General features: G+C 27.9%; 1 pseudogene. It reads left to right on the top strand.

What is annotated here, in order from left to right:
- Nucleotides 1–323 (top strand): annotated as a pseudogene (locus KGF42_RS19385) (IS3 family transposase); the annotation flags it as partial.

The following is a 323-nucleotide window of genomic DNA, read 5'->3' as shown; positions in this document are numbered from 1 at the left end:
AAGTTTAAATCATCTGAGGTATATGATAATATATTAAATCGTGAATTTACAGCTAATCAACCATTAGAAAAAATTTGTATGGATATAACATACATACCTATCGGTAAAAAATTCTTATATATGAATTTAGCTAAAGATTGTATTTTACATACAGATCAAGGTTCACAATATACAAGTAGACCTTACTCTAAAAGGGTTAAGGATAATGGTATTATACAATCTATGTCCCGAAGGGGCAACTGCTGGGATAATGCTCCTATAGAAAGTTTTTTCAGTCATTTTAAATCTGAATTAATATATTTAATTGATACTACAGATCCAAA

The organism is Clostridioides sp. ZZV15-6383, assembly GCF_020657735.1.
GTDB lineage: Bacteria > Bacillota > Clostridia > Peptostreptococcales > Peptostreptococcaceae > Clostridioides > Clostridioides difficile_D.
The sequence above is the reverse complement of the archived record's forward strand: the minus strand, read 5'-3'. Positions and strand labels throughout refer to the sequence as shown.